The sequence below is a fragment of the Paraburkholderia sp. SIMBA_030 genome, from assembly GCF_046535245.1.
Lineage (GTDB): Bacteria > Pseudomonadota > Gammaproteobacteria > Burkholderiales > Burkholderiaceae > Paraburkholderia.
Map to the genome: position 1 here is coordinate 1 of NZ_JAWRXB010001383.1, position 244 is coordinate 244.

At 66.8% G+C, this 244-nt stretch carries 1 pseudogene; it reads right to left on the reverse strand.

Annotated features, from left to right (window positions below):
- Positions 1 to 244, reverse strand: a pseudogene (locus tag SB772_RS44570) (patatin-like phospholipase family protein); the annotation flags it as partial.

Below are 244 nucleotides of genomic sequence, written 5' to 3' on the forward strand. Positions count from 1 at the left end.
GGATCGAACCGTCGCCGAAATATTCGTGATGACCGTCGAGTTCGAGGCGCACGGCGGGAAACACATACGGAATCGCCGCCGACGCCAGCAGATGCTCGGGCGTGAGCGCCACCATGCGCGCCGTGCGCTGGGCGCGCCGCCAGGCCTGAATCGGCTCGCTCGCCTGATAGAAGGTCAGGTGCCGCCCGGACGAATAGCTGAGCGCTGTCACCGCGAGCGCGTGCAGCAGGCGCTGATCGAGCAT